Raw genomic sequence first — 1,337 nt, forward strand, 5'->3', positions numbered from 1 at the left:
GGGCGTGGCGTGATGATTTACTGGCATGTGGATACGCACTCAACATGTATTTATTCACAATTACGTCGCTGTTCCTCATCGGAGGTGGCCGCCATGATGGAAGGCGTGCTGCGTCACTGTACCGACATGGAAATCAACCATCAGTATGTGGACAGCCATGGGCAAAGTGAGGTGGCCTTTGCATTCAGTGATGTGCTGGGGTTCGATTTACTGCCCCGTCTGAAAGCTATCGCCCGACAGAAACTGTATGTGTGTGAAAAAGAGGATGCATTGTTGTACCCGCACCTGACCCCGATTTTAACCCGGGGAATCGACTGGGAGCTTATTGCACAACAGTATGACGAGATAATCAAATATACATCGGCACTTAAAGTAGGAACGGCTGAACCCGAGGCCATATTGAGGCGATTCACCCGCAATAATATCCAGCACCCAACCTATAAGGCATTAGCGGAGTTGGGCAAAGCGATTAAGACCATCTTCCTCTGCCGCTATTTGCAAGATGAGTCGCTACGTTGTGAAATTAATGCGGGCCTCAACGTCGTGGAGAACTGGAACAGTGCCAATGATTTTATTTTTTATGGCGAGCAAGGTGAATTTACCAGCAACCGGACAGCAGAGCAGGAGCTATCTATGCTGTCGTTACATCTGTTGCAAATCAGTCTGGTCTACATCAATACATTGTTGATCCAGAATGTGCTGTCAGAGCCGACCTGGCGTCAGCGGATGACCGATGAAGACTGGCGTGGTCTGACGCCATTAATATATCACCATGTTAATCCGTATGGCCGTATCGAACTGAATATGGATCAGCGGCTGGCGTTGGCCGCCTGATGGTGTCCAAAACCGTTCGGTTTCGTACACCCATTTACAAATATGTACGAAAGTTAGTGAAATTAGTTTCGGACATGCATTATGATTCGTACATCCATTCCGTACGGAAATTTTCACTATGTCACGAGTTTTTGCCTACTGCCGGGTCTCCACTCTGGAACAGACTACTGATAACCAGCGCAGGGAAATTGAGGCTGCCGGTTTTGCCGTCAATCCTCAGCGATTGGTTGAAGAACACATCAGTGGATCGGTGGCGGCCAGTGAGCGAGCTGGATTTATCCGGCTGCTTGATCGTATGGAAAATGGTGATGTGCTGATTGTCACTAAACTGGACCGTCTGGGACGTAATGCGATGGATATCAGAAAAACGGTTGAGCAACTGGCGGCATTAGACATTCGTGTTCACTGCCTGGCTCTTGGGGGCGTCGATCTTACCAGCCCCGCGGGAAAAATGACCATGCAGGTGATTTCAGCGGTGGCAGAGTTCGAACGTGACTTGCTTC

2 protein-coding genes are annotated in these 1,337 nt (G+C 49.1%); both read left to right on the plus strand.

The window, feature by feature from the left end; all coding sequences use genetic code 11:
- On the plus strand, window positions 1–834 hold an 834-nt coding region (locus AEP37_RS23735; RefSeq protein ID WP_049615640.1), incomplete at its 5' end, for a Tn3 family transposase.
- 118 nt (window positions 835–952) lie between these two features.
- Window positions 953–1,337 (plus strand): recombinase family protein (locus AEP37_RS23740; RefSeq protein ID WP_049615641.1); only part of this gene is annotated, 385 nt, incomplete at its 3' end.

Origin of the sequence: Yersinia pekkanenii, assembly GCF_001152565.1 — a bacterium.
In the GTDB taxonomy this organism is placed as follows: Bacteria; Pseudomonadota; Gammaproteobacteria; order Enterobacterales; family Enterobacteriaceae; genus Yersinia; species Yersinia pekkanenii.